The sequence below is a fragment of the Streptomyces sp. NPDC044064 genome (assembly GCF_056434245.1).
This window is the reverse complement of sequence record NZ_JBWKFN010000014.1, coordinates 166,942-186,151: the sequence shown is the minus strand read 5'-3', so window position 1 is coordinate 186,151 and position 19,210 is coordinate 166,942. Positions and strand designations below refer to the sequence as shown.

Here is a 19,210-nt window from a genome sequence, read left to right as displayed (position 1 = left end):
CCTCCCTCCCCTCGCACCAGAATGAGCCGCCGCATGAACAAGAAGCCGCAGACCGGCCGTCGCCGCCGGGTAAAATCCAGCCCCCGTCCCAACGGCCTCGGGATGCGGATGCTTGCTGCCCTCCTCGCCGTCGCGTCGGCGATCGCGGGCTACCTGGTGCTCAACCACCGGGACAACACCGCGCCCACCGCCGCCAGCAAGGACACCTCCGGAAAGGCCGCGCCGAAGCCCGCCAGGACGCCCGCGTGGGACGGCAAAACGAAGATCCTCGGCGACGGCTCCACCTCCTACACCGGCCCCCAGAAGGGGCAGTTGGTACCCAAGCCGCTCAAGCCCGGTGAGAAGCCGCCCCAGTTCGTCGTCTTCTCCTGGGACGGCGCGCTGGAGGGCAGCGACCACCTCTTCTCGCACTACCGGGAGCTGGCCAAGGAGTACAACGCCCACATGACCTTCTTCCTCACGGGCATCTACCTGCTGCCCAAGGACAAGAAGACCCTCTACCACGGCCCGCAGCACGAGCCGGGCGACGCCGCGATCGACTACGCGACCGACGAGCACATACGCACCACCCTGGAGCAGCTCCGCCAGGCCTACGACCAGGGCAACGAGATAGGCACCCACTTCAACGGCCACTTCTGCGAGAAGAAGGGCGGCGGCGACTGGAGCGTCGAGGAGTGGAAGAGCGAGATCGACCAGTTCTACGACATCGTGGAGCACTGGAAGACCAACACCGGCTTCAAGGACATCGCGCCGCTGCCCTTCGACTTCAAGAAGGAGGTCGCCGGCGGCCGCGCGCCCTGCCTGGAGGGCCAGCCGAACCTGCTGAAGGCCATCAAGGCCTACGGCTACGGCTGGCGTTACGACGCCAGCTCCACCGGCGACTTCCAGATATGGCCCGCCAAGAAGAACGGCGTCTGGAACTTCCCGCTCCAGCTGCTTCCCTACGAGGGCGGCGACTACCAGGGCCTGTCCATGGACTTCAACTTCCTCGCCAACCAGTCCGACGGCCAGACCGACGGCAACCCCGTGGACTACCCGAAGTGGGAGCAGGAGACCGTCGACACCTACATGGCCGGCTTCAACCGCGTGTACTACGGCAGCCGGGCACCGCTGTTCATCGGCAACCACTTCGAGTCCTGGAACGGCGGCATCTACATGAAGGCCATCGACCAGGTTGTGAAGAACGTGTGCACGAAGAAGGGTGTCAAGTGCGTGTCCTTCAAGGAACTGTCCGACTGGCTCGACGTGCAGAAGCCGGCGACCCTGCAGCAGCTGCGCGCCCTTGACCCTGCGCAGTCGCCGCGTGACTGGTCGACAGTGGTCAAGTGACGTCCGGGCGCCGCAAGTTCCACTTGTGCAACCCCCTTCACAACTGGCCCACACGTCATGCGAAGATGCCCTCGCCCGGTCGGTGTGCCGGTGTAGAGGGGAACATCATTGAAATCGAGAAAACTGAGCCGTAAGGGGCGTCGCGCCGGCATAGTCTCGGTGGCGGCCGCCTCGGTCGTCGCCGGTGTGGCCCTGGTGCCCAACTGGAGCGCGGGCGCGGCGGTCGTGGACGACCCGACCGTGGACGCCGCGACCAAGGCGACCTTCCAGAAGCTGGCCGACGCGGTCTTCACGGACCGTACGGACGCCCTGGTGGACCGGAGCGACCAGCACCGCTCCAAGCCGTTGGCCTCCACTTTCTCCGGCGACGTCAAGCTGTCCTCCGGGCAGTCGCGCCAGGAGAACTCCGCGCTGACCGAACTGCGCGGCCGCCAGTCCCGCCTCGCGAAGCTGGGCGAGAAGTACAGCAAGGCCAGCACCCGCGTCACGCTGGACGCGACGCGCGTGACCGGTCGCACGGCCAAGGCCGATGTCACCGAGACCACGGCGCTGACCTACGCGAAGGTCAAGGGCACCGAGCCGAAGACCACCGGCTTCCAGGCCCACCACGAGCTGACCTTCAAGGCCGACCAGCAGGGCAACTGGCAGCTGACCGGCGTCCGCGACACGGACGGCGGCTACCTCGCGGTGAACCAGGTCGCGAAGCCGTCCTCCGTGAAGGCCACCCCGGCCGACGACGGCCCGCCCGACGCGCCCCGTGCGGCCACCACGTGGCCCGCCCCGGCCAACCAGAAGAACGTCACCACCGGCGCCTACGACTACAAGGCGATGGTGGCGTACGCGTCCAAGTACTGGAAGAACTACAACCCGGACTACCCGGACTACAACGGGCAGGGCGCGGGCGGCGACTGCACCAACTTCGTCAGCCAGTCCCTGAAGGCGGGCGGCTGGAAGCACGTGCCCGGCTACACGAACGACTTCCACAAGTGGTTCGGCAACGCCGACATCCAGTCGGACTCGTTCGTCGGCGTCAACGAGTTCTCCTGGTTCGCCCTGTCCTCCAAGCGCGTCACCAGCCTGGCCAACGTCTACCAGCTGGACATCGGTGACGTGCTGCAGATGGACTTCAACAGGGACGGGTCCAAGGACCACTCCATGATCGTCACGTACCGCAGCCCGCAGGGCGTGCCGTACGTGACGTACCACTCCAACAACACCTACAACCGGTCGGTGGCGAGCCTCGTCGCGTCGTACCCCAGCGCGGCTTTCTACGCCTACCGCACCTGATCCCCGGTCGCATCGGCCCGCTGCTCCGCGTCGGGGTGGCGGGCCCGCCAGTACGGGTTGTCGTGCGGCAGGGTCGAGCCGACTCTGCCGTACATCCCGAACACCATGAGCAGCACACCGACCACGAAGCTGAACAGCACGTTCTGGATCTTGAAGGCCAGGAAGTTGTAGTCGCCGTCGAGCAGGGCCAGGTTCAGGAAGCCGCTCAGGATGAACAGGATGCCCAGCGTCATGTTCAGCGTCGACGCGAAGTTCCCGCCGATCACCATCCCGACGCAGAGCAGCAGCCCGACACAGACGGACAGGACGCTGAGCGTGCCGTTGGTGTTCAGGCCCAGGGCGGTGTTCCCGCCGGTGTCGAAGAAGCCGATGTTGTTCGTGAGGCCGAGAATGCCGAAGGCGAGCAGGAACAGGCCCATCAGGCCCGCGCCGATCCGGTAGACGGTGCTCAGGCGATGGTCGACGGGGAGATGGTCGTCGAACCGGATCCGGTGACGCTCTCCCGTGTGCATGGTGTGTGAGGCCATCTTCGCCTCCCTGTGCGTGCTGGCGGCGGCCCTACGTACCTCCACCCAATATCCGCCCGACGTGGCCCGGCGGCAACGGCTCAGTGCCCGGGGCCCCCGCGCTCCTCCCGGATCTGCGCCACCACGCGGGCCGTGCTCTGCCGCACCGCGTCCGTCTCGGTCAGGAAGTGCCAGTAGTCGGGGTGCCGGCCCTCCAGCGTGCCGATCGCCCGGTCCAGCCGTGCCACCGCGTCGTCCAGCGGCCGCGCGTGCCGCGGGTCCGGGGTCGTACGGCCGGTCATGGCCAGCCGCTGGGCGTCCCGGATCGCGAACCGGGTCCGCTGGATCTCCTGCTCCGGATCCTTCTGCACGGCGTTCAGCCGGGTCAGCCGGTCACCGGCGGCCGACACGGCCTCGTCCGTGGTGTTCAGCAGTGCCCGTACCGTCGACAGCAGCGAGGTGGCGTCCGGCCAGCGCTGGGTGTCCCGGGCGGCCTGGGCCTCGCGCAGTTTCAGCTCGGCCTGCCGCACGTTCTCCGCGGCCTGTGCCGGCACCTGCTGCAGGTCCTGCCAGCACGCGGCGGCGAACCGCCGCCGCAGCTCGCTCAGCACCGGGTCCACCTGGCCCGCCCGGGTGGTCAGCGCCTGGGCCCGGGTGCGCAGGCTCACCAGCCGGTGGTCGATCTCGGCCGCCTTCTCCGGCAGCCGCTCCGCCTCGGCCCGGATCGCCGCGGCCTCCCGCTGCACCCGCTCGGCCCGCTCCAGCGTCGGCGCCACCCCGTGCTGACCGGCCCCCTGGTTCAGCCTGGTCAGCTCGGGCGAGAGCGCGGCGAGCCGCGCGGCGAGGTCGTCGGCCCTGAGGCCCATCTCCCGTACGGCGTCCAGCGCGTTGCTCGCGCCCAGCAGCGCCTGCCGGGCCCGCTCCACGGCCGGGGCGAGCCGGGCCAGCTGGGTCTCGGCCTTGCCGAGCAGCGGCCCGAGGGAGCTGCCGAAGCGGTCCAGCTCCTGCTTGACCCGGACCAGTTCGTCCTTGGCCGCGGTCAGCTCGGCGCGCGCCCGGGCGGCCGCTGCGGCCTCCAGGTCGTCCCGGTCCAGGTCATGGGCGTCCACGGCCTGGATGTAGTGCTGACTGACCTCGTCGATCCGGCCGCCCAGCGCCGCGAAGTCGGCCACCGCGCGCCGGGCGGCGGGGGAGTCGTCGACGGCCGAGATGGTCTCTATGGAGATCCGCAGGTCCCGCTGGGCCGTGTCCAGCTCGTAGAACGCGGCAGCGGCGGCGTCCTTCGCCGCCTGCGCCTCGGCCCGCTGGCTCTCCGCGCGGCCGCCGAACCAGCGCCGGGTACCGCCGCCGGCGAACGCGGCGGGCAGCGCGAGCGCGGCGAGCACCGGCAGGCTCATCAGGATGAGGGTGTCGCGCAGAGCCGAGGGGGCGCCCGAAGGAGGGTGCGACCTCGTCGCCGGCGTGCCCGGTGTCGCCGTCACATCCCTCTCCCGTGCTGTTGTTCGCCCTGGGTGGTGTCATTCTCCCACCCGTTCAGGACGAACACACGGGCCGGTCAGTTCGCCGTGTGCACCGTCACTTTTCCGCCCCTCGGGACCCGTCCCCGCCCCGGACGGGGTTTGCGGCACAGCCCCCCTGGCCATGTAGGCTGTCGGCCTGTCCCGGGTGCGTAGCTCAGGGGTAGAGCGCCTGCCTTACAAGCAGGATGTCGGCGGTTCGAAACCGTCCGCGCCCACCAGAAGAAACGAGAAGCCCCCCGACCGGTCCCGGTCGGGGGGCTTTCGTGTGTGACCTCTTGTCCCCGGCTCACTTCTGGTCCTCGGCAGCCGCCTCGCGGGCGTGCTTCAGCTTCGTGCGGGCCTCGACCCGCTCCGCCGCCGTGACCTCGGACCAGAAGCGGTGGCCGCTGACGAACACCGCCAGCTCGTGCTCGCGCCGGCGCAGCTTCTCCACCTCGGCCTGCTCGTCCGACGTCCAGCCGGGGGAGGCGGGCCGCTCCACCTTCCGCCAGCCGCTGTCGTCGCTGAAGCCGTCCATCGGCTCGACCGACCAGGGCAGCCGCTTGAGCAGGCCCGACAGTTCGGCCCGGACCTGATGCAGCTCCTCCTGACCGGCGAGGAGGTCACTGGGGAATTCATAGGTCGTAGCCACGCGGCAATGCTACGCCTGTTCGATTTTGGGTGGCGAGTTCGCTTGTGAGGTTCACGCGAACGAGTAGCGCCCGCCCCCCGGCTCGGTGACCGGCGGCGCGCAGTTCCCGCACCAGGCGGGCCGCCACCGGCACCGGCACGCCGTGCCGGTCCGCCGCGCGCAGCAACGCCCCGCCGATGGCGTCGAGTTCGAGGGGGCGGCCCGCCTCGGCGTCGCGCTGCATGGAGGACCTGGCGGCCGGCGGGAAGGCGTCGTACCGGGCCAGGGCCTGCGCCGGGTCCGTGGGGGCGCCGCAGGCCCGGCTGACCGCGGTGGTCTCGGCGACCAGGGCCTCCAGCTCCTCGCGGTGGCGGGTGCGGATCTCGCCGAGAGGGAGGCCGTAGCGGGTGGTGAGCAGGGCGAAGGGTGCCAGGAACGACATCTTCGACCAGAGGGCCGTCGTCTCGTCCTCGAGTACGCGGGTGGTCACGCCCGCGCCGGAGAGGGTGGCGGCCAGGGCTTCGAGGCGGGGGCGGGCCGCCGTGTCGCCGGTCAGGTCCACTTCGACGAAGTCGCTCCCGTGTTCGATCAGGCCGGGGGCCACGCGGGTCGACTCCACTCGGATCACCGCGGGGGCCACGCGGTCGGGCCGGTAGTGGGTGCGCAGCGCCGCGGGGTGCTCGACGCCGTTCAGGAGCGGTACGACGAGGGCGTCCCCGAGGACGGCGGACGGGACGCGGGTGAGGGCGGCGTCCAGGGTGGTGTGCTTGACGGCGATCACGCAGGCGTCCACCGGCTCGCGCAGCTCGGTGTCCGCCTCCACGGGTGCGGTGAACTCGCCGAACCGGCGGCTGCGGACCCGGATTCCGGTGTCGCGCAGGGTGTCGGCGGTGGCCTGCCGGGCCAGGCAGACGACGCGGTTGCCGGCGCGGGACAGGAGGGCGGCGAGGAGGCCGCCGGTGCCGCCGGGGCCCAGGATCGCCACGGTGTGCTTCGTCATGAGGATGTTCCTCTCGTCGGTCGGCCCCGGGAGTCGGTGGCCGCCTTCGGAGGGATCCTCGCAGGGGCGCGCGCCGTGCGTGAGACTGGGGGCATGTGCCGGAGTATCAAGACGCTGCGTCCGCCCGTACTGCCCGGTGACGCCACCGAGGACGACATCCGCGCGGCCGCGCTGCAGTACGTGCGGAAGGTCTCGGGGTTCCGGGCGCCCGCCGCCCACAACCGCGAGGTGTTCGAACAGGCCGTGCAGGCCGTCGCCGAGGCCACGGCGGAGCTGCTGGGCGGGCTGGAGGTGCGGGGGCGGTCCGTGCGGGGCGCGGCGGGGTAGGACCCGCGTTCACAGGTGCCCGGAGCGGCGGCCGGTCGCCGCTCCGGGTGGGTCGCGCTGCCCGTGCCATCGCCGGGCGCTTGAGTCTCCCGCAGGGGGAGACCCGAAGGTGGGGTCATGGACGGCGGCACCCTGTATTCGATCGGTGAGCTGGCCCGGCGTACCGGGCTGACGGTCAAGACGATCCGGCTCTACTCCGATCGCGGCCTGGTGCCGCCGGCCGACCGCACGCCCGCCGGTTACCGCCGCTACGGCCCGGACGCCGTCGCCCGTCTCGCCCTCGTACGGACCCTGCGCGAGCTGGGGCTCGGCCTCGACACGATCCGCCGTGTCCTGGACCGGGACGTCCCGCTCGGCCGGGTCGCCGCGGAGCATGCCGCTGCCCTGGACGCGCAGATCGGCATCCTGCGGCTGCGGCGGGCGGTGCTGGTCGCGGCGGCCGGGCGCGAGGCCACCTTCGAGGAGATGGAACGCATGCACCAGCTCGCCACCCTGTCCGAGGCCGAACGGCGGCGCCTGATCGACGACTTCCTCGGTGCCGTCTCCGGCGGCGGGGCGGACCGTACGGGCCCGGCCGCGGCCGCCCTGCGGTCGCTGACTCCCGAGCTGCCCGACCGGCCCACGGAGGAGCAGGTCACGGCGTGGGTGGAGGTGGCGGAGCTGTCCCTGGACCCGGACTTCCGGGCCCGGATGCGGGGGCTGGTCGAGGAGTACGCGGGCGAGCGGTCCGACGGCGCCGCCGTGCCGCCGCGGCCGGACGTCGTCGCCGTCACCCGTGATGTCGTGGCGACGGCCGTGTCCTTGGGGGTCGATCCGCGGTCTCCGCGGGCCGAGCCCGTCGTCGCACGGCTCACCGCCGCCTGCGCGGCCACCGTCGGCCGGCCCGACGACGCCGAGCTGCGCACCTGGCTGGTGCGTCACCTGGCCACGGTGAACGATCCCCGCTGGGACCGGTACACCCGACTCCTCGCCGTGATCAACGGCTGGCCCGCCCCGCAACCGCTGACTCCCGTGATCGAATGGGCAGTTGAGGCGCTGAGCACGGGAAAGGCCCGGTGACAGGAGCGTCGAGAGATCGGGAGGACCGCATGTCCACGGCACGGCTGGAAGTGGCCGCCACCCCCTCGGGCCCCGGTCTCCTGCTGAGGCCGTGGTGCCCGGGAGACGCGGCCGCGCTGGTCGAGGCGTACCGCGACGACGCCCTGCGCCACTGGACCAGCGGGGTGGTGGAGGACGAGGCGGGCGCGGCCCGGTGGATCGGGGAGCAGGCGCGCGGGTGGGAGGAGCGGCGCCGGTTCGCCTTCGCCGTCGTGGAGTCCGGCCCCGAGCCGGAGCGGGTGCTGGGGCACGCGGTCCTGAAGTTCGCCGAGGCCCCGGGCGCCCCCTCCGCCGAGGTCGGCTACTGGACGGCGGCTCCCGCGCGCGGCCGGGGAGTGGCGCCGCGCGCGCTGCACGCGTTGACCGACTGGGCCTTCGCGGCCTTCGGCGGTGACGGGCTGACCCGCCTCGAACTGCTCCACCAGGCGGACAACGCGGCCTCGTGCCGGGTCGCTCACAAGTGCGGGTACGCGTTGGCCCGGCTGCTTCCGGCCGCGCCGCCCGCGTTCCCGCTCGCCGGGCATGTGCATGCGCGGGAGCACGGCCAGGAGCACGGAGCCGGCGCGCCCTGAGTGTGCGGCCATGACCGGAATGACGGACAACCCGGGCCGGGGAAAGGCTGCTTGAGGCGGACGGGCCCAGGGGGCGCACCGCCCGGCGGGCCCCGGACAGGCATGATGAGGCGGACCGTCCGCTTCCAGTCGGCGGTCTGCTGCCATGCGCCCCACACGCCCGGGAGTCACGTCGTTGTCTGCACCGATCCAGGAATCACCCACGGTCTCCGTCGCCCTGGTCGGGGCCGGGCCCCGCGGAACCAGCGTCCTGGAGCGCCTCTGCGCCTCCGCGCCGGAACTCCTTCCGCCGGGCGTCCGGCTGACGGTCCACGTGATCGACCCGGCGCCGCCCGGCCCGGGCCGGGTCTGGCGGACCGCGCAGTCGGCCGAGCTGCTGATGAACACCGTGGCGAGCCAGGTGACGCTGTTCACCGACGCCAGCGTGGACTGCTCGGGCCCGATCCGCCCGGGCCCCAGCCTGCACGAGTGGGCGGACGGAACGCTGGGCCCGGACGACTACCCCACCCGCGCCCACTACGGCCGCTACCTGGAGTGGGTGTTCGCGCGGACCGTCCGGGCGGCCCCGCATACGGTGCGCGTCGAGACCCACCGGGCCCGCGCCGTAGGGCTGGACGACGGCCCCGGCGGCGGCCAGACGCTCACCCTCGACGACGACCGGGTGCTGTCCGGGCTGGCCGCGGTGGTCCTGGCCCAGGGACACCTGCCGACGGCGGCGGACGCGGAACAGGAGCGGGCGGCCGGACACGCCGAGCGGCACGGCCTGCGCCACGTACCGCCCGCCAATCCGGCCGATGTCGACCTCTCCCCGCTGGCGCCCGGCGAACCGGTGCTGCTGCGCGGCCTGGGCCTCAACTTCTTCGACCACACGGCCCTGTTGACCACAGGCCGGGGCGGGCGCTTCGTCCGCGCCGCCGACGGCGTCCTGCGCTACCGGCCCTCCGGACAGGAGCCGCGCGTGTACGCAGGTTCACGGCGCGGGGTGCCGTACCAGGCGCGGGGCGACAACGCGAAGGGCCCGTACGGCCGTCATCTCCCGCTGGTGCTCACCCCCGAGGTGACGGCGGGCTTCCGCAAGCGCGCCGACTCCGGTGAGCCGCCCGACTTCCGCGCGGAGATATGGCCGTTGGTCGCGAAGGAGGTGGAGACGGTCTACTACGGCGCGCTGACCGGCCGGCCCGACTTCGCCGCCCGCTTCCTCGCCGTGCCGCACGGGGATCCCCGGGAGGCGGAGCTGCTGGAGGAGTACGGGGTCGGCGCCGAGGACCGCTGGAGCTGGGAGCGGATCTCCCGGCCTTACGGGGAGCGGGAGTTCGCGGAGAGCGGGCAGTGGCGGGCGTGGCTGCTGGCGTATCTGCGCGAGGACGCCGTGCAGGCCGCCCTGGGCAATGTGCGCGGACCGCTGAAGGCGGCGCTGGACGTGCTGCGTGATCTGCGCAACGAGATACGCCTGGTGGTGGACCACGGCGGCCTGACCGGCGACTCCCGGCGTGCCCACCTGGACCGCTGGTACACCCCGCTCAACGCCTTCCTGTCCATCGGCCCGCCCCGGCGCCGGATCGAGGAACTGGCGGCCCTGGTCGAGGCGGGCGTGGTCGAGGTGCTGGGGCCGCGTCTGGAGGTGCGGGCCGGGCAGGGGGCGTGGGTGGCCCGCTCGCCGGCCGTGCCGGGGTCGGCGGTGCGTGTGACGACCCTCATAGAGGCGCGTCTTCCGGAACCCGATCTGCGGCGCACGTCCGACGAGTTGCTCGCCGGGCTGCTGGCGAGCGGCGCCTGCCGGCCGCACATCGTGGACGGTTACGAAACCGGAGGGCTGGACGTGACACGTCGCCCTTACCGTCTGATTAATCGTCAGAACCAGGTACACGCACGGCGGTTCGCGTTCGGCGTGCCGACGGAGGGTGTGCACTGGGTGACCGCCGCGGGCGCTCGTCCAGGGGTGGATTCGGTCACGCTTTCGGATGCCGACGCGGTGGCGCGAGCCGTCCTACGTGCGGCCGCGGCCGATGCGGAACCGCAAGCGGAAGCGGAACCCTGGCCAAATGTTGAACTTGCAAGCATGAATTAGGTACGCCTAACCTGGGTCCCTCGATCGGTACCGCCGCCCCCACGACCGGCCCCGTCCCCGGCCGGCCGGCCACACCGACACCGAAGAGGAGCCCCCTCATGTCCGCACGTCTCAACTCCGCTCAGCCGTACGTCATCGGCCTCTTCCGCATCGTCATCGGCCTGCTGTTCGCCGTGCACGGTGCCGCCTCGCTCTTCGGTGTCCTCGGCGGTGCCGTCGGCACCGACGGCGGCACGATCCCGTCCGGGACCTGGCCCGGCTGGTACGCGGCCGTGATCCAGCTGGTCGCCGGCGGACTGGTCCTGCTCGGCCTCGGCACCCGAGGCGCAGCGCTGATCGCCTCCGGCTCGATGGCGTACGCGTACTTCGACGTCCACCAGCAGGCCGCCCTGTGGCCCATCCAGAACGGCGGCGAGCTGTCGGCCCTGTTCAGCTGGGCCTTCCTCCTGCTGGTCTTCACCGGCTCCGGCGCCTTCGGTCTGGACCGGCTGCTCGCGCGGCGTGCGGACGAGACGCGGCAGTCGGCCGCGGAGCGGGCCCCGATGGCGGCCTGACCGCCCCGCCGGGCGACGGCGCCCCTCCCCTGCTGTGCGGGGAGGGGCGCCGTCGCTCATGTGCGGGGGTGCCGTCGCGGTCGAGTGCGTGCGTGAAAACGCTGTGTCGACCACATGTGCCCCCCGCGAACCTCCTGTCACACCCCCGGCGTACGCTGTATGGCTGTCATGGGGGAGCAATGGGGGAGTTGTCGTGTGGGAGAGCGTGGGGGCACTGGCCGCCGGTCCATGGATCTACGCCATGGTGGCCCTGTCGGTACTGCTCGACGTCTTCGTGCCCGTGCTGCCGAGCGGAGTGCTCGTCATCACGGCGGCCACGGCAGCGGCGGCGGGTACGGGCGCGGCGACGGGTGACGTGCCGGACATCTTCGGCCTGATCCTCTCCGCCGCGACGGCCTCGGTCCTCGGCGATCTGGTGGCCTACCGGCTGGCCTGGCGGGGCGGTGAGCGCCTGGACCGCGCGATCGCCCGGTCCCGCCGCCTGACCGCCGCGCAGGAACGTCTCGGCGAGGCCCTGTCCCGGGGCGGTGGCGCCCTGGTCGTCCTGGCCCGCTTCGCGCCCGCCGGGCGCTCGGTCGTCTCGTTCTGCGCCGGTGCCGCCCACCGCCGCGCCCGCGACTTCGTCCCCTGGTCCGCCCTGGCGGGCCTGTCCTGGGCCGCCTACAGCGTCGCCCTCGGCTACTACGGTGCCCGCTGGCTGGGCGCCACCTGGCTGGCCACGGGTGTGTCGGTGGCTGCGCTCTTCGGTGCCGGTGCCGCGGCCGGGTTCCTGATGCGGCGGCGGCCGGCGTAGCCGTCCGGACAGCCGGCCGCCCCCCGCGACGGCCCGCCCGGAGGCGGGGTCGAGGAGGGCGGAGGAACGGCAGCGGTCAGCAGCTCGCCAGGTAGTTCGTCAGCGCGGTCTTCTCCGCGGAGTCGACCGAGAGGTCGTAGTAGTACTTCACCTGTACCCAGGCGCGGACGTAGGTGCAGCGGTAGGACGTCAGCGAGGGCATCCAGGTGGACGGGTCCTGGTCGCCCTTGGCCTGGTTCACGTTGTCGGTGACGGCGATGAGCTGCGGGCGGGTCAGGTCGTTGGCGAAGGCCTGGCGCTGGGCGGTCGTCCACTTGCCGGCGCCGGAGTCCCAGGCCTCGGCGAGCGGGACGAGGTGGTCGATGTCCAGGTCGGAGGCTGCGGTCCAGGTGGCGCCGTCGTACGGGGAGTACCAACTGCCGCTGGTGGCCGCGCAGGAGGAGTCGGTGACGACGTTCGAGCCGTCCCGCTTGAGGACCGTCTCGCGGGTGTTGCAGGAGCCGCTGATGGTGATCCAGTGCGGGAAGAGGGAGCGGCTGTAGCCGGTGCGGTCCTCGGTGGCCACGGTCAGCTGGGAGAGGTAGCTGCGGGCGGTGGCGGCGCTGACCGGCGTGGGGAGCGCGGCGGAGGCGCTCGGGGAGTTGAACAGGGCGACGGAAGCTATGAGTCCGGTAAGGGCGGAGAGTATGCTCAGACGTCGACGCGCGTAGAACTTCGGCATGCGAACTCCCTGGTGGGGTGGGGGTGTTGGAGCGCGAGCGAGGGAATGCTCGCGGTGCCGTGTTGCCAGAGGGTGAGCGCCCGGTAAGAACTTAGTGACGTGTTCATGACACGACAAGTTCTACGGCGGAATTTTCGCGTCGCGTACTATGGGATGCGCAGAAGGGGAGTAGCTCTTCGCCGGACCGTCGACATACTGCTCAGCCAGCCTGAGCCGGCGCCCGGAGGCGGATCCCTGCAGGACCGCCCAGCGAGACCTTCGGCAAGCAGTGCACGCCCATGCCCCACGGCATGGGCGCCGAGTGTGCTGCCATGCCGAGGTGTCTCATGTGAGGTTCAGCACTCTCGGTGGGGCAGCCCCCGACCGATTGAGGAATGTTGATCAGCATCACCGTGACGGCGCTCGTGTTCGGCGTCATCTTCCTTGCCGAACTGCCGGACAAGACCGCGCTCGCCGGCCTCGTCCTCGGCACCCGCTACCGCGCCTCGTACGTCTTCGCGGGTGTCGCCGCCGCCTTCCTGCTCCATGTCGTGCTCGCCGTCGCTGCCGGCAGCGTGCTGACCCTGCTGCCCCAGCAGATCGTGCACGCGATCACCGGCGTCCTCTTCCTCGGTGGCGCCGCGGTGCTGCTGATGAAGAAGGACGAGGATGAAGAGGAGATCCGCAGGCCGGCCGACCAGTCCTTCTGGAAGGTCGCGGGTACGGGTTTCATGCTCATCCTCGTCGCCGAGTTCGGTGACCTCACCCAGATCATGACCGCCAACCTCGCCGCCCGTTACGACGACCCCGTCTCCGTCGGCCTCGGCGCCGTCCTGGGTCTGTGGGCGGTGGCCGGGCTCGGCATCGTCGGCGGAAAGGCCCTGATGAAGCGGGTGCCGCTGCGGCTGATCACGCAGATCGCGGCCCTGCTGATGCTGGGGCTCGGTGTGTGGAGCCTGTACGAGGCCGTGGCGGGCTGAGCTGAACGGTCGGTGAACCCTCGCCGACGGTGGTGGCGGACCCGCGCCATGTTTTGTACCGTGGAGGAACAAAGTGGTTCCCGCCCGTTTTCCCTGACCGGCGGGCGGGGCCGCCTTGTCCCGTTCTCCCCTTTTGGAGCTGCCGATGCCGGCCACCGTCCCCACCGTGCTCACCGCCCGCGCCCTCCTGCTCGACATGGACGGCACCCTCGTCAACTCGGACGCCGTGGTCGAGCGCATCTGGCGGCGCTGGGCCGAGCGGCACGGACTGGACGGCGACGAGGTGATGGAGGTCGTCCACGGGCGGCAGGGCCACGCCTCGATGGCGGTGCTGCTGCCCGGGCGGCCGGTGGAGCAGAACCTCGCCGACAACGCCCGGATGCTCGCGGAGGAGACCGCCGACGTGGAGGGCGTGGTCGAGGTCCCGGGTGCGGCCGCGTTCCTCGCCTCGCTGCGGGGTGTGCCGCACGCGCTGGTCACCTCCGCCGACGTCGCCCTGTCCACCGCGCGCATGGCCGCCGCAGGGCTGCCGCTGCCCGGGGTGCGGATCACGGCCGAGTCGGTCGGTGCGAGCAAGCCCGACCCCGAGGGCTTCCTGAAGGGGGCTGCCGAGCTGGGGATCGATCCGCGGGAGTGTGCGGTCCTCGAGGACTCCGGCGCCGGTATCGCGGCCGGCCTGGCCGCCGGCATGCAGGTCGTGGGCGTGGGGCCGCGGGCCGCCGCCCATGGGCCCGACGTGGTCGTACGGGACCTCACGCAGGTGCGGGTCGAGGCCGTGGGGGACGGGTCCGTCCGGCTGCACGTGGGGTGAGCCGGGACGGCCCCCTTTTCCGGCTCACCGAGTCGGGCGGTGGCTCACGGGGCCGTCGTCTCCGACTCCAGGCTCTCCCGGGTGGCCGGCCCGTACACGCCGAGGGGGTCGTCCGTAAGACCCCTGGCCCACTGGTACGTGCGTACCGCGTCCTCCACGGCGCGTGTGAAGACGCCGTTCACCGCGTCGTCGTAGAGGTTCAACTGCTTCAGGCGAAGCTGGAGTTCCATGACCTCCGGCCCCTTGTCGCCGCGCTGCAGCACCGGCGCGGAGGCGGTGGGCGCCGCGTTCGGGGTGCCCTTGGCCGTCGCCGAGGGGGTGGCGGAGGCGGCGGGGGACGCGCTGTGTGAGCTGGTCGGGGTCGGGGTCGGAGAAGCCGACGTGGCCGTGGCCGTGGCGCTCGGGGTCGGGTCCGGCGACGGGGACACGGGCGGTGGGGAAGGGCGGGGTGCGGCAGGCGCCGCCGGGGCCGACGAGGTGCCCGGTGCCCTCGTCGCGGGGACGCTCGGGCGTACCTCCTGAGCCGCCCGGTCCCGGGCCGGCGGGTGGTACGAGAACAGCCCGCTCGCCATGCCTGCCGCCGCCACGACCGCGATCGCCGCACCGGCGACGGACAGCAGGACCGTACGGCGGGAACGACGCGGCGGTTCCTCGTCCGCCGGGCTCGCCGCGGGCCCGTGCGGCGGCTCCTGCTCGAAGAGGCTCAGGTCGGCGGTGCTCGCGCCGGGCATCGGGCGCAGGGGAAGAGTGGCCTCGACGGCCGGCACCGGGCGGGTCTCGGCCGCCGCACCCTCGTCCGCGGCACCCGCGACCTCGACATACGGGCGGATGCGCAGCGGGTTGAAGTCCTCCGCCGCTGCCGCCTGCGCCGTACGCGCCTCGCACAGGGCGTCCGACGCCCGCCGGGTGCAGTCGCAGGACGGGGTGTTGTCCGCCCCCCTCGGCGCCCCGCATTCCGGGCAGGTGTGGCCCGTCGGTTCCGTCACGCGTAAGTCCCCTCCCCTCGGGAACTCCCGAGTTTATGCAGACGTCCTCCACAACCACCGAACCGGGACACGCCGCAAACCGGACACAGAGGGACCTCAACAGGCCATAAACGGCCACACCGCCGAGGATGGTAGGAGTCCCAGAGCCCCGGGAGGTCTCCATGCCCCTGGAAACGCACGCCACGGCGAAGGAGATGAAGGCCGCCGAGCAGGTCCCCGGCAACGTCTTCGTCTCGATCGGTGCCCTCCTGCTCGGGCTGCTGCTCGCCGCGCTCGACCAGACGATCGTGTCGACCGCGCTGCCCACCATCGTCAGCGACCTGGGCGGGCTGGAACATCTGTCGTGGGTCGTCACCGCCTATCTGCTCGCCTCGACCGCCGCCACCCCGCTGTGGGGCAAGCTCGGTGACCAGTACGGGCGCAAGAGGCTGTTCCAGACCGCGATCGTGATCTTCCTCATCGGGTCTGCGCTGTGCGGCATGGCGCAGAACATGCCGCAGCTGATCGGCTTCCGGGCGCTGCAGGGGCTGGGCGGCGGCGGGCTGCTGGTGCTGTCGATGGCGATCGTGGGCGACATCGTGCCGCCCCGTGAACGCGGGCGCTACCAGGGGCTGTTCGGTGCCGTGTTCGGTGCGACCAGTGTGCTCGGGCCGCTGCTCGGCGGGCTGTTGACCGAGCAGCTGAGCTGGCGCTGGGTGTTCTACGTCAACCTGCCCGTCGGTGTCGTCGCCCTCGCCGTGATCGCCACCGCCCTGCACATCCCGCGCCGGGCCGCGCACCACGTCATCGACTACCTCGGCACCTTCCTGATCGCCGCGGTCGCCACCTGCCTGGTGCTGGTCGCCTCCCTCGGCGGTACGACGTGGGCGTGGGGCTCCCCGCAGATCGTCGGGCTCGCCGTGCTGGGCGTCGTGCTCGCCGTCGCGTTCGTCGCCGTCGAGCGGCGGGCCGCCGAACCGGTCCTGCCGCTCGGGCTGTTCCGCATCCGCACCTTCACCCTCGCCGCCGTCATCAGCTTCATCGTCGGCTTCGCCATGTTCGGCGCGATGACCTATCTGCCGACCTTCCTCCAGGTCGTGCACGGCATCTCGCCGACCATGTCCGGCGTGCACATGCTGCCGATGGTGATCGGCCTGCTGCTGTCCTCGACCGCCTCCGGGCAGATCGTCAGCCGCACCGGCCGCTGGAAGGTCTTCCCGGTCACGGGCACCGCCGTCACCGCCATCGGCCTGCTCCTGCTGCACCGGCTGGACGCCCACAGCTCGACCGCCCTGATGAGCGTCTACTTCTTCGTGTTCGGCCTGGGCCTCGGCCTGGTCATGCAGGTCCTCATCCTCATCGTGCAGAACGCGGTCTCGTACGAGGACCTGGGCGTCGCCACCTCCGGCGCCACGTTCTTCCGTTCCATCGGAGCCTCCTTCGGCGTCGCCATCTTCGGCACCGTCTTCGCGAGCCGCCTCGGCGACCAGCTCGCCGAGGCCTTCCGGGGCGTGCGCCTGCCGCCCGGTGTCTCGGCCGACGCGCTCCAGTCCGACCCGCGCAGCATCGCCGCCCTGCCGGCCTCGCTGCGCCCGGCGGCCCTGGACGCCTTCGCGACCTCCATCACCGACGTCTTCCTGTACGCCGCCCCGGTCGCCTTCCTCGGCTTCGTGCTGGCGTGGTTCCTGAAGGAGGACCCGCTGCGCGGCTCGGTCACCGCACCGGACGTCTCCCAGACCATCGCGCCCAACCCGGTCGAGCGCTCCTCCTACGACGAGGTGTGCCGCGCGCTGTCCGTGCTCGGCACCCGCGAGGGGCGCCGCGAGATCTACCGGAAGATCACCGACCGGGCGGGGTACGACCTGCTGCCGGCCGCCAGCTGGATGCTGCTGCGCATCCGCAGGTACGGCTCGGTGGAGCCGGGGCAGCTCGCCGAGCGCACCGACGTCCCGATGCGGGCCGTCCTCGCCGCCGAACGCCAGATGGAGGAGCGGCACCTGGTCGACCGCGAAGGCCTGGACCTGACGCTCACCGAGTCCGGCCGCGAGGCCGCCGAACGCCTCGCCAAGGCCCGCGAGGAGTCCCTGGCCGAGCTGCTCGGCGACTGGTGGCAGCCGGGCCGATCCACCGACCTGGCCCAGCTGGTGAAGGAACTCACCGGCGAACTGTGCGGCTCGGAGCGCGAGCGCCCCCGCGACGGGGCGCCGACCAGGCTCAGTTGACGGTCCCGGGGGCCGACAGGTCCTTGCGGAACCAGTGTTCGGCGTACCGGTCGTCGTTGTGGGGCCCGGTCTCCGCGTAGCCGAGCCGGGCGTACAGGGCGCGGGCCTCCACCAGGTCGCTGCGGGTGTCGAGGATCAACTGCCGGGCCCCCAGGGCGCGGGCGGCCTCCTCGGCGGCGGCGACCAGGAGCGCGGCCCCGCCCCGGCCGCGCATGCCCTCGCACACGAACACCCGGGTGAGTTCGGCCGTGTCCGCGTCCAGCAGCCGTACGCCCGCCGAGCCGGCCGGCTCACCGTCGTACCGGGCGATCAGCAACCGGCCGGCGGGCGGAGCGAGTTCGGCGCCCGTCCCGGCCGCGACCTCGCGCTCCAGCTCGTCCGGGTCGGTGCGGTGCCCCTCGTGCAGGAGGTACCAGCGGTCGCTGACCTCCGTGTAGTACGCCCGCCACAGTGCGGCGGCGGCCGGGCAGTCGTACGGTTCTGGGGCGATCTTCCAGGTCATGCGGGCCATTCTCGGGCGCCGTCACGGACCCTCCGCAAGTGAATAGATGTACCTGCGCCGAAGGAGACTGTCCGTCGTGAACCGAACCGACCGTCTCTACGCCCTGGTCGAGGAGTTGCGCGCCGCCGCACCCCGTCCGCGCAGCGCCCGCGCGCTGGCCCGCCGCTTCGAGGTCAGTGTGCGCACCATCGAGCGCGACCTGCTGGCGCTGCAGCAGTCCGGCGTGCCGATCCACGCGGAGCCGGGCCGCACCGGCGGGTACGTGCTCGACCGGGAGCGCACTCTGCCCCCGCTGACCATCACCCCTGCCGAGGCGACCGCCCTGGCCGTCGGGCTGCACGCCCTCGCCGGGACGCCGTTCGCGGCGGACGCGCGCAGCGCGCTGCACAAGGTGCTGGCCGTGATGCCCGGCCGGGAGCGGCGGGCGGCGGCGCAGCTGGCCGGGCGGGTGCGGCTGCTCGTACCGGCCGCGCGCCCGGCCCGGAGCGCCGAGCCGGTGGTGCCCGCCGCGCTGCGGGAGGCGCTGTCGGCGGGGAAGGTGCTGCGCCTCGCGTACGCCGACGCGACGGGCGCGGCCACCGCCCGCGACGTCGAACCGCTCGCCTTCCTCGGCGGCGAGGAGCACTGGTACCTGGCCGCCTGGTGCCGGCTGCGGGACGCCCCGCGCGGCTTCCGCCTGGACCGTATCCGCACGGTCACGGCGCTGGACGAGCGGGCACCCGAGCGCGCCGTCGACCTGGCCGCGCTCGACACCCTCGGCTCCGACCTCGTCCCCCTCGGCGAGCTGGGAATGTGACGGCAATCACCGACAGGGGGGTGTCGCGGGCGAGGCGGAGGCTGGTGCCCGTTCAGATCAGCGACGGCTTGCACCGGAGGCACCAGAAATGACGACCACGGCATCCCCGAACACGACGGCCGGCGACACCCTCACTCCCGCCACCGGCAGCGCCCTCTTCGACCGCTGGACCGCCCTGTGGAACGGCGACTTCGACGACCCGGAGGCCTTCCTCGCGCCCGGCTTCCGCATCCGCTTCGGCAACGACCCCGACGACGCGGCCACCGACGAGATCCACGGCCCGGCCGGCATCGTCTCCTTCATCTCGGCCTTCCGCACGCAGAGGCCGGGGCTGACGTACGCCGTCGAGGGGACCCCGCTGGTGGACGGTGCTCTGGGGCAGGTCGCCTCCCGCTGGTACGTGACCGGGCCGGGCGGACTGCACAAGAGCGGGATCGACCTGTTCGAGGTGGCGGACGGGCGCATCGCGACCGTGTGGTCGGTGACCGGGCTGCGCCGCTTCGCGCCCTGACGGCCGTTTGTGGTCCGCCCGCCGGGGTCACCCGGGGGGAGAACCGGCCGAAGGAGAGG

Annotated in this window: 20 protein-coding genes and 1 tRNA gene; 14 read left to right on the top strand and 7 right to left on the bottom strand. The window is 72.2% G+C overall.

The window, feature by feature from the left end; translation table 11 throughout:
• Positions 1 to 33: 33 nt before the first annotated feature.
• Together AC07DS_RS23620 and AC07DS_RS23615 are read left to right on the top strand one after the other, a co-directional pair.
• On the top strand, positions 34 to 1,329 hold the full coding sequence (locus AC07DS_RS23620) for a polysaccharide deacetylase family protein (protein WP_479148212.1): 1,296 nt from the start codon (positions 34 to 36) through the stop codon (positions 1,327 to 1,329).
• A 159-nt stretch (positions 1,330 to 1,488) separates the two neighbouring features.
• Positions 1,489 to 2,616, top strand: a complete 1,128-nt coding sequence (locus AC07DS_RS23615) for an amidase domain-containing protein (RefSeq protein ID WP_479148211.1) — start codon at positions 1,489 to 1,491, stop codon at positions 2,614 to 2,616.
• On the opposite strand, the gene AC07DS_RS23610 is transcribed toward AC07DS_RS23615, so the two are convergent.
• Complete coding sequence (locus AC07DS_RS23610; protein WP_479148209.1) at positions 2,604 to 3,143, bottom strand: DUF4383 domain-containing protein; 540 nt, start codon at positions 3,141 to 3,143, stop codon at positions 2,604 to 2,606. The two genes, AC07DS_RS23615 and AC07DS_RS23610, sit on opposite strands and share 13 nt — an antisense overlap.
• 80 nt (positions 3,144 to 3,223) lie before the next feature.
• Positions 3,224 to 4,603, bottom strand: coding sequence for a hypothetical protein (locus AC07DS_RS23605; protein WP_479148207.1), 1,380 nt, complete (start codon positions 4,601 to 4,603; stop codon positions 3,224 to 3,226).
• A 182-nt stretch (positions 4,604 to 4,785) separates the two neighbouring features.
• Between AC07DS_RS23605 and AC07DS_RS23600 the strand changes: the two genes are divergently transcribed.
• A tRNA-Val gene (locus AC07DS_RS23600) sits at positions 4,786 to 4,860 on the top strand.
• Between the two features lie 68 nt (positions 4,861 to 4,928).
• Here AC07DS_RS23600 and AC07DS_RS23595 read toward each other — a convergent pair.
• Positions 4,929 to 5,273, bottom strand: coding sequence for a hypothetical protein (locus tag AC07DS_RS23595; protein WP_479148205.1), 345 nt, complete (start codon positions 5,271 to 5,273; stop codon positions 4,929 to 4,931).
• On the bottom strand, positions 5,257 to 6,252 hold the full coding sequence (locus AC07DS_RS23590) for a ketopantoate reductase family protein (protein ID WP_479148203.1): 996 nt from the start codon (positions 6,250 to 6,252) through the stop codon (positions 5,257 to 5,259). The genes AC07DS_RS23595 and AC07DS_RS23590 overlap by 17 nt, the downstream gene beginning before the upstream one ends.
• Positions 6,253 to 6,345: 93 nt before the next feature.
• On the opposite strand from AC07DS_RS23590, the gene AC07DS_RS23585 reads away from it, so the two are divergent.
• From AC07DS_RS23585 to AC07DS_RS23560, 6 genes are all read left to right on the top strand, one after another.
• Positions 6,346 to 6,579, top strand: coding sequence for a DUF2277 domain-containing protein (locus AC07DS_RS23585; RefSeq protein WP_479148201.1), 234 nt, complete (start codon positions 6,346 to 6,348; stop codon positions 6,577 to 6,579).
• 117 nt (positions 6,580 to 6,696) lie between these two features.
• Positions 6,697 to 7,638 carry a MerR family transcriptional regulator gene (locus tag AC07DS_RS23580; protein ID WP_479148199.1) on the top strand — a complete coding sequence of 314 codons (942 nt, stop codon included), beginning with the start codon at positions 6,697 to 6,699 and terminating at the stop codon, positions 7,636 to 7,638.
• 29 nt (positions 7,639 to 7,667) lie between these two features.
• A complete protein-coding gene (locus AC07DS_RS23575) occupies positions 7,668 to 8,249 on the top strand; it encodes a GNAT family N-acetyltransferase (RefSeq protein ID WP_479148197.1) in 582 nt (193 codons plus the stop codon).
• A gap of 145 nt (positions 8,250 to 8,394) precedes the next feature.
• Complete coding sequence (locus AC07DS_RS23570; RefSeq protein WP_479148195.1) at positions 8,395 to 10,317, top strand: FAD/NAD(P)-binding protein; 1,923 nt, start codon at positions 8,395 to 8,397, stop codon at positions 10,315 to 10,317.
• 98 nt (positions 10,318 to 10,415) lie between these two features.
• Positions 10,416 to 10,871 (top strand): DoxX family protein, encoded by a 456-nt coding sequence (locus tag AC07DS_RS23565; protein WP_479148193.1) that lies wholly within the window; start codon positions 10,416 to 10,418, stop codon positions 10,869 to 10,871.
• 193 nt (positions 10,872 to 11,064) lie between these two features.
• Complete coding sequence (locus tag AC07DS_RS23560) at positions 11,065 to 11,664, top strand: DedA family protein (protein WP_261386568.1); 600 nt, start codon at positions 11,065 to 11,067, stop codon at positions 11,662 to 11,664.
• A 76-nt stretch (positions 11,665 to 11,740) separates the two neighbouring features.
• On the opposite strand, the gene AC07DS_RS23555 is transcribed toward AC07DS_RS23560, so the two are convergent.
• Positions 11,741 to 12,385, bottom strand: coding sequence for an HNH endonuclease family protein (locus AC07DS_RS23555; RefSeq protein ID WP_479148191.1), 645 nt, complete (start codon positions 12,383 to 12,385; stop codon positions 11,741 to 11,743).
• A 377-nt stretch (positions 12,386 to 12,762) separates the two neighbouring features.
• Between AC07DS_RS23555 and AC07DS_RS23550 the strand changes: the two genes are divergently transcribed.
• Positions 12,763 to 13,344, top strand: a complete 582-nt coding sequence (locus tag AC07DS_RS23550; protein WP_479148293.1) for a TMEM165/GDT1 family protein — start codon at positions 12,763 to 12,765, stop codon at positions 13,342 to 13,344.
• 145 nt (positions 13,345 to 13,489) lie between these two features.
• The gene (locus AC07DS_RS23545) at positions 13,490 to 14,155 is read left to right on the top strand and encodes an HAD-IA family hydrolase (RefSeq protein ID WP_479148189.1); all 666 of its coding nucleotides are present in this window, start codon (positions 13,490 to 13,492) and stop codon (positions 14,153 to 14,155) included.
• 44 nt (positions 14,156 to 14,199) lie between these two features.
• On the opposite strand, the gene AC07DS_RS23540 is transcribed toward AC07DS_RS23545, so the two are convergent.
• Positions 14,200 to 15,141 carry a peptidoglycan-binding domain-containing protein gene (locus AC07DS_RS23540; protein ID WP_479148187.1) on the bottom strand — a complete coding sequence of 314 codons (942 nt, stop codon included), beginning with the start codon at positions 15,139 to 15,141 and terminating at the stop codon, positions 14,200 to 14,202.
• 161 nt (positions 15,142 to 15,302) lie between these two features.
• Between AC07DS_RS23540 and AC07DS_RS23535 the strand changes: the two genes are divergently transcribed.
• A complete protein-coding gene (locus tag AC07DS_RS23535) occupies positions 15,303 to 17,342 on the top strand; it encodes a DHA2 family efflux MFS transporter permease subunit (RefSeq protein ID WP_479148185.1) in 2,040 nt (679 codons plus the stop codon).
• On the opposite strand, the gene AC07DS_RS23530 is transcribed toward AC07DS_RS23535, so the two are convergent.
• On the bottom strand, positions 17,335 to 17,853 hold the full coding sequence (locus tag AC07DS_RS23530) for a GNAT family N-acetyltransferase (RefSeq protein ID WP_479148183.1): 519 nt from the start codon (positions 17,851 to 17,853) through the stop codon (positions 17,335 to 17,337). The two genes, AC07DS_RS23535 and AC07DS_RS23530, sit on opposite strands and share 8 nt — an antisense overlap.
• Positions 17,854 to 17,920: 67 nt before the next feature.
• Here AC07DS_RS23530 and AC07DS_RS23525 point away from each other — a divergent pair, with 67 nt between their 5' ends.
• Together AC07DS_RS23525 and AC07DS_RS23520 are read left to right on the top strand one after the other, a co-directional pair.
• Positions 17,921 to 18,640, top strand: a complete 720-nt coding sequence (locus AC07DS_RS23525; protein ID WP_145883366.1) for a helix-turn-helix transcriptional regulator — start codon at positions 17,921 to 17,923, stop codon at positions 18,638 to 18,640.
• 88 nt (positions 18,641 to 18,728) lie between these two features.
• Positions 18,729 to 19,151 (top strand): nuclear transport factor 2 family protein, encoded by a 423-nt coding sequence (locus AC07DS_RS23520; RefSeq protein WP_479148181.1) that lies wholly within the window; start codon positions 18,729 to 18,731, stop codon positions 19,149 to 19,151.
• The last annotated feature ends 59 nt before the right edge of the window (positions 19,152 to 19,210 follow it).